Raw genomic sequence first — 6,382 nt, 5'->3', positions numbered from 1 at the left:
AGATGTGTATAAGAGACAGGGAGTGGGGAGGTGGAGAGATACTGGCAGTTTACGGTTGGGTCACTGAACAGTAGAAATATTTTTGTCACAATCCGTCAAACCTGAGGATGTTGCAAGCTTTGCAAACCGGATTAGTGTTTAAGATGAATATCTATCGTGGTCAGTCTCTAATTCAACTCGATCGAGTTGATTTCTACCTACCCTAACTGTTATGGAAGCCTATGAGTGCTCTGAATCGATCGACCTGTCGCCGTCTGCAACAATTACAGCAGATTCCAAGTGTGTGGGAGGGCGATCGTCGTCCCTTGGGAACCCGGCAAACAGGGTCGGATTGGTTGGAGTCTGGGGTAGGAGAGCCGCCGGAAGGGGACTGCATTCTCTGGGTTGATGGCTCCCAGGGCATGGTTCGGGCAATGGATGTGGTAACTCCAGACACGGGGCATGAAGCGGTAGTGCGGACGTTAATCCGGGCAATGGAACATCCCCATAATCCGGGCAGTCCGGCTCGTCCGAAGAAGATTGTGGTCAGCGATCGCGAGTTACAATTTTTCCTGCGTGGGGTGTTACAAGACCTGGATATCACGTTGGACTATGTGCCAGAACTGCCGCTGATTGATGAAATCTTTCGGGGGTTGCAGGACGCGATCGAGACTCGTCCACCCCACTTGCCCCCTCAGTATGCCGATGAGTTGATTGAACAAGCGTTTCAGCTTTGGGATGATGCGCCCTGGGAGGTATTGGCGGATCATCAAATTTTAGAGATTGAATTGAATGCCTGGGATATTGGCTCTCTGTATGTCTCGGTGATGGGCATGTTGGGCATGGAATACGGCATTTTGCTGTATCGATCGCTGGATTCGCTTAAACGCTTCCGGCAACGAGCCATGACCCATGAATCGATCGAGGAAATGCAGGAAGCCTTTCTGGGGCAGGATTGCTTATACATTACCTTTGAAACCGAGACGGATGAAGCGGATGAACTGGCTAGAATTGCTCCAGCGCTCCTGTCTCCGGATGTGGAGCCGGTGTTTGGTAATTTGCATCCCTTGGAAGGGCTGCGATCGTTTCTGTATGAAGAGGAAGCGGCTCCCCTGTTAGTCAGTCTGGAAGCTTTACATCGGTTTTTCCGGCAGCATCGCCAGAAGTTCCAAAATGATCAATTTCCCTCGATTAGCAGTCGGTATCGCATTCCCCATCCGGATGCTCCGGAGGATACTAAGCAGCAGATTGGCATTAAAGTGACGACCCTGCCGGATCTGGCGGATGAATTGCTGGGGCTGACGGAGGATGAGGAGAACGCTGTGCCTTTAAATCTCCCAGTGGTACGGGATGATTTAATTCCCGACAATTCATTCCTCAGCCTGGGTATGGTGCCCTGGGATTTACTGGAGGATTTGCGGGCAGGAACGGAATACTACCAACCTCAAGAGATCCCAAAAGCGGGGGATGGGCTACCAGTGGTGATGATTCAAACCTCCCGCCCAAAAGCCAAAACGTTAGTCCAGTCCCTCAAGGAGGCAGGGGGCTTGCAAGCGATTTGCTTTAATCCCGGTGAGGATGCGATCGGGGGCGATCGCTATGATTTAGGCTTGCTGCAAGCGGGGAATGGCAGTTTGTATTTATTTGGGGAATTTGGGGAAGATGATCCTACCCATGTCTCGGCGCGGAAAAAGTGGGATCAGCGTTGCAAAAAAACCAAGGGCTATTGTGGGCTGATTATTGCCAAGGGATTAACCGGGGCATCCCGAGGCAATCCCCAGTTTAAGGATATGATTGCCCTGTTTGAAGCCCATGCACTGCCAGCGAAGGATTTGGGCTTAGGCACATTGCAACTCCGGTTAGCGGTTGATTGGATGTAAACAACTTATAACCAGTTGCCGACTAGCACATAGGCAGACCAATAGCTGGGTTGGGAGTAACCGTCTTGTTTTAGCAGCGCCACCTGTGCCCGTCGCAGTGCCTCGGCTTTCGTTAGTTCTGGATTGGTTAACTCCTGATAGAACTGTTTCACCAGGGTGGCAGTTGCCCGATCGTCAATTTGCCACAGGGATGCCATGGTGCTACGGGCACCGGCTCGCAGGGCGGCTCCGGCTAGACCCAGAGTGGCACGATCGTCACCAGCCGCGCTTTCACAGGCACTCATTACCAGCAGTTCCACGGCTTCTGAGCGAGTAAACTCCCGACTTTTCAGCAGCCGATCGAACTGACTAACATTAATCGGACCGTCGGCTGCCAGAATAAAGGTTTCGCTCTGACGGGAGCTAAATTGCCCGTGGGTCGCCAGGTGGATCACATTAAAGGGCGCTGCATTAATTTGGGTTTCCAGGGCTTGGCGGGTAAATTCGGCATTGAGCAGAGTGGTGGTGCTCACTCCGGCGGCGGTAATGGAATTGATCTCATCGGCAATAGCTGGCAACTTACCTAATGTCTCAAATCCCGGTGGGGGATCGGAAAGTCCGGCGGTTAAGGCTTTCAACGGCGTTCGAGCCAGGGGCTTAGGATCGATTAATTGCAGTCCGGCATTTAAAGCGATCGCCTGGGTTTCGATCAAATATTGCTTGCCGTCGTACAACACCCCCATGGGAATATTGCGGAGTGCGCCATCGGGCACAAATACCAGAGTATCGACTTGAGCTAAGTCCGCTGCGATCGGTCGGATCAGCCAATCATAAATTTGACTAGAGAGTTGACGAATTTCTGCCTCGGCATTGGGCGATTTGATTAACAATTGCCGGAGTTTGCTGGCAGTCGCTTCCACGGTGGTTTGAGAAATGGGCTGGGTATGTAGTTGCAGAGGCTGATTCGGAATTTTGACAATCACCTGGAGTTGATCGGGCAGCACGATCGGATAAATCACAGCCGCCTGGGCACTGGGTTGGTTCACGACCTCATCAATTGGTACAGCTTGCCCTTCGATACAGGCTTCCCGGAAGAAATTATCCAGTTCCGCTAATTGCAAGGATTCAATTAACTTGCGGGCAGTATCGAGATTTTCTGAACTGGGGGCGGAACCATCACCGGGCTGTAACAATAATCTGACAGCCTCCCGATAGACTGGCTCCACACTATCCCGGAACGTGAACTGAATATCCTGGTTCACGGCGGCTAAATCTCCCCGCAGGGATTGCAAGGTTTGAATCGCCGTTTTGTAAGCCGCGATCGCATCGGTATAGACGGCGCGATCGCCGCCTGTCACCTGCACTTGTTGGGCTAACAACCGTCCCAGTTGCCATTGCCAACGGTACGCAATATCCGCCGCATTATGGGTTTGGGCAAGCCACAGGGCACGTTTGGTTAATCGCTGCGCTGCCGCCCATTGCTGATTCTGTTCGTAGACCATTGCCAGGTAGCCTAAAGCATACGCCTCTGCTCGAATATCTTTTAAGGTTTGGGCGGATTGGACGGCAGTGGTTAACAGTTGGGCAATTTGGGCGGATGTAGGTAGAGCTAAATTTGGGAGCAATGTCTGTCCGGTAACATTGACTGGTTCCTGACTACCTAACTTCAACAAACTCCGGGCCAGATTGATCTGAGCATAAATCGTCGATCGATTGGCAGGGAGATTCGTCAATTGGGTTTGCACGTTTGGCAGCAGTGCCAGCGCATTCGTCAGAAATTGGCTCGCTTGCCGCTTCAATTCTGTTGTGACTGGAGCCAGAATGGGCAAGGCTTGTTGTTCGGGAGATAATATTTGTAATGCCTGGAGCAATGCCTGGGCACTCTCAACCAGCAAACTGACCTGATTCACCTGAGCTTGCGTCGTGGTGGTCATGGAATTGGCTGTCGTAGCGGCGGTTTGATAATCCGTCAACGCAGTCTGAATCGAGGCGATCGTCGTGCGAATCGTTGCCAGTGCAGCATTAACGGTAGCGCGATCGAGATCGCTGGTTTGAGCCAATCGCGTCATCGCCTGTTCCAATTGCCCCGTAGTTAATTGGGTTCGGGCAATATTGCCTAAACTGAGATGCGCCGCTTGAATATTGACATCCGATGACAATTGTTGAGCCAGATTGAGGCTGATCTGCAACACGGTACGGGATGCCTCCACATTGCCCATTAATTGCAACACATCCCCCAACGATCGCAGACCCACAATTGTTGTCACCGAGGCAGGTTGGGTGTTTAATTCCCGTTGCCATCGCGCCAGGGTTTCGGGACGATCGAGGGTTTCGCAACTCCGTCCACTGGGGCTGAGGGTTTGCAATAAGGTATCACAGGCACGCCGATAAAAGCCCATTGCCTGTAATGCCCGTGACTGGTTAATCCGACTCCGGGCGATACCATCCGCCTGCTTCACGTTGGCATACACCGATTCGGTCTGCTGCCAGGTTTGCAAAGCCGCTTCTGCCTGTCCCTGGGCTAACTGTAAGCGTCCCTGAATGTCCAGGGATTGTGCCAGTAAGGTTTGTAAGACCGTTGGTTCAATGCCGGGTGGACGAGTTTGCAGCATATTCAAACTATCCGCGATCGCCTGAGTTGCCTCCTGCCAGCGACCTAACTGTTGATAGGTGAGCGAGAGATTACTCAACGCTGCCGCTTGGGAGAGTAGATCGCCTGCCGCCTGTTGGACAGCCTGTTGCAACACATCAACGGCTGCTTCGTATTGTCCCTGATCATAAAGCGCTTTGCCCTGCTGGACTAAATCTGCGGTTGAGCGTTGAGCATGGAGCAACTGGGATTGAGTGGTAGGGACAGGCTGGGATGGGAAGGTGGCAAACCCCGGAGCCGTGAACAGGCAGAACAGTACCGTGAGGCTGGCTAATAGCAACGATCGTGTCCATCGGTTGCCATAGCGTAGCCCGGTGCTTAGAACGGACTGTAGTTGATCGAGAAGTAAAGCCCTTTTTCTTGCCATGTGCGTTTTTCAATATCAGTCGAGACTAGCGGAATTCCCCACTCAAATCGAGCATTGAAGTTATTACTAATTTGCAGTCGTAGTCCTAACCCAACCGAAGCCAGAGTTCGGGGATCGGGATCAGGACGTTCGCCTTTATTCCAGCCAGTGCCAAAGTCTACGAACGGAGTCAACTGGAGCAGGGCTGGCACTCGGGGTAAACGGAGAATTGGAATCCGGACTTCAGCCGAACCAAACAGACCATTATCGGTCAACAGAAAATCTTGCCGATATCCCCGGACACTTAACGCGCCCCCAATCCCGAATTGCTCAACCGGGACTAAGGGACGATCGGCCAGTTGTACATCACCCCGCAACAGCAGTAGCGTATCGGGAGCTAAGAGCCGAACCCACTGCACCTGCCCTCTCCAGGCAAAAAAGCGGCTGTCGGGTGGATCCGGGTTAATCGTCGAATCTAAGGCATTTAAGCCAAAGCTGAATTGCGATCGAGCCGCAAATACAGCCTGACTACTGCGCTGGGTATACTCCTGGAAAAATCGCAGTGCCGTGATCTTCGTTTCACCATCGGCATCGGAACCTAACGCCGGGAAGGGAATATCACCCAGTAAAGTGGCAGAACCCGTCCGATAGCTGCCTGTGAGTCCGATCGCGAAATCTTGAGTGGGGGTTTGGATCAACGGCTGACGGACACTTAACTCAAAATAGTTTGACTCGGATTCAATATTCAACACATCAAAGGGTTCCTCAATCACCTTACTGGTCGATCGCGTAAAGCTAAAGCTAATCGTGCCATTACGGGGATTGAAGGGAATCGAGTAAATAAAGTCAAACTCGTTGCTGCCCTGGGTATTGATATAAGCGACGAACAGGTTGTCACCCAGTCCGGTTAAGTTACCCTCATTCAGTTGAATCTGCCGCCGATCGCTGCCAACACTGGGCGATCGTTGATTGTCGAACACTAAACTGGTATTAAACGAATCCGCTTCAGCTACCCGCACTTCTAATAAACTCACACCCGGTCGTGACCCTGCCGACAATTCCGCCGACAGATTTTCAATTAACGGATTCAGGCGGAGTAACTGCAACGTTTCCAATAACTGATTCCGATTCAGGGGCGTTTTAGTGCCCACCTCAATCCGTCGGCGCACATAGTTCGGACTCAGCCGCCGAGTGCCCGTGACCCGAATATCCTCCAGGCTGCCCTCAACAACTCGGATCTCCACCACTCCAGCTTCCAATTTTTGGGGGGGAATGTAGGCTCCCGAAGTGACATATCCATTATCGATATACAGTTGCGTCACCCGATCGCGAGCTTGAAACAACTCGGCTAACGAGATCGGTCTATTGGTAAACGGTGCCGTAACTTCCGCAAATTTCTCTTGACTAAAGACAGTGCTACCTGTCACCTCAAACCGTTGTACGGTAATAGTTTGTGTCTCCGGTAAGGGCACCGAGGGATCACCCGAATCAGTAGGAGGAGTCGTTGGGGTGGGTAATAAATCCTCGGGCTGTCTCTTATACACATCT

General features: G+C 52.0%; 3 protein-coding genes. 1 reads left to right on the top strand and 2 read right to left on the bottom strand.

From position 1 onward, the window contains the following. Positions 1-221: 221 nt before the first annotated feature. A complete protein-coding gene (locus tag ACN4EK_RS31715) occupies positions 222-1,859 on the top strand; it encodes a DUF6930 domain-containing protein (protein WP_431662440.1) in 1,638 nt (545 codons plus the stop codon). Between the two features lie 5 nt (positions 1,860-1,864). On the opposite strand, the gene ACN4EK_RS31710 is transcribed toward ACN4EK_RS31715, so the two are convergent. Further along, positions 1,865-4,855: a CHAT domain-containing protein gene (locus tag ACN4EK_RS31710; RefSeq protein ID WP_431662439.1), complete on the bottom strand. Its 2,991-nt coding sequence runs from the start codon at positions 4,853-4,855 to the stop codon at positions 1,865-1,867. Continuing rightward, a partial coding sequence (locus ACN4EK_RS31705) for a ShlB/FhaC/HecB family hemolysin secretion/activation protein (protein ID WP_431662438.1) occupies positions 4,807-6,382 on the bottom strand: 1,576 nt, incomplete at its 5' end. The genes ACN4EK_RS31710 and ACN4EK_RS31705, both read right to left, overlap by 49 nt.

This window comes from Pantanalinema rosaneae CENA516, assembly GCF_050753385.1.
GTDB classification, from domain to species: Bacteria; Cyanobacteriota; Cyanobacteriia; order Leptolyngbyales; family Leptolyngbyaceae; genus Pantanalinema; species Pantanalinema rosaneae.
Note: the sequence above shows the minus strand (reverse complement) of the source record. Positions and strands in the feature narration are given on the sequence as shown.

Coding starts and splice junctions, on each gene's coding strand:
- ACN4EK_RS31710 (WP_431662439.1), bottom strand. CDS start 4,855: ATGGCAAGAAAAAGGGCTTTACTTCTCGATCAACTACAGTCCGTTCTA.
- ACN4EK_RS31715 (WP_431662440.1), top strand. CDS start 222: ATGAGTGCTCTGAATCGATCGACCTGTCGCCGTCTGCAACAATTACAG.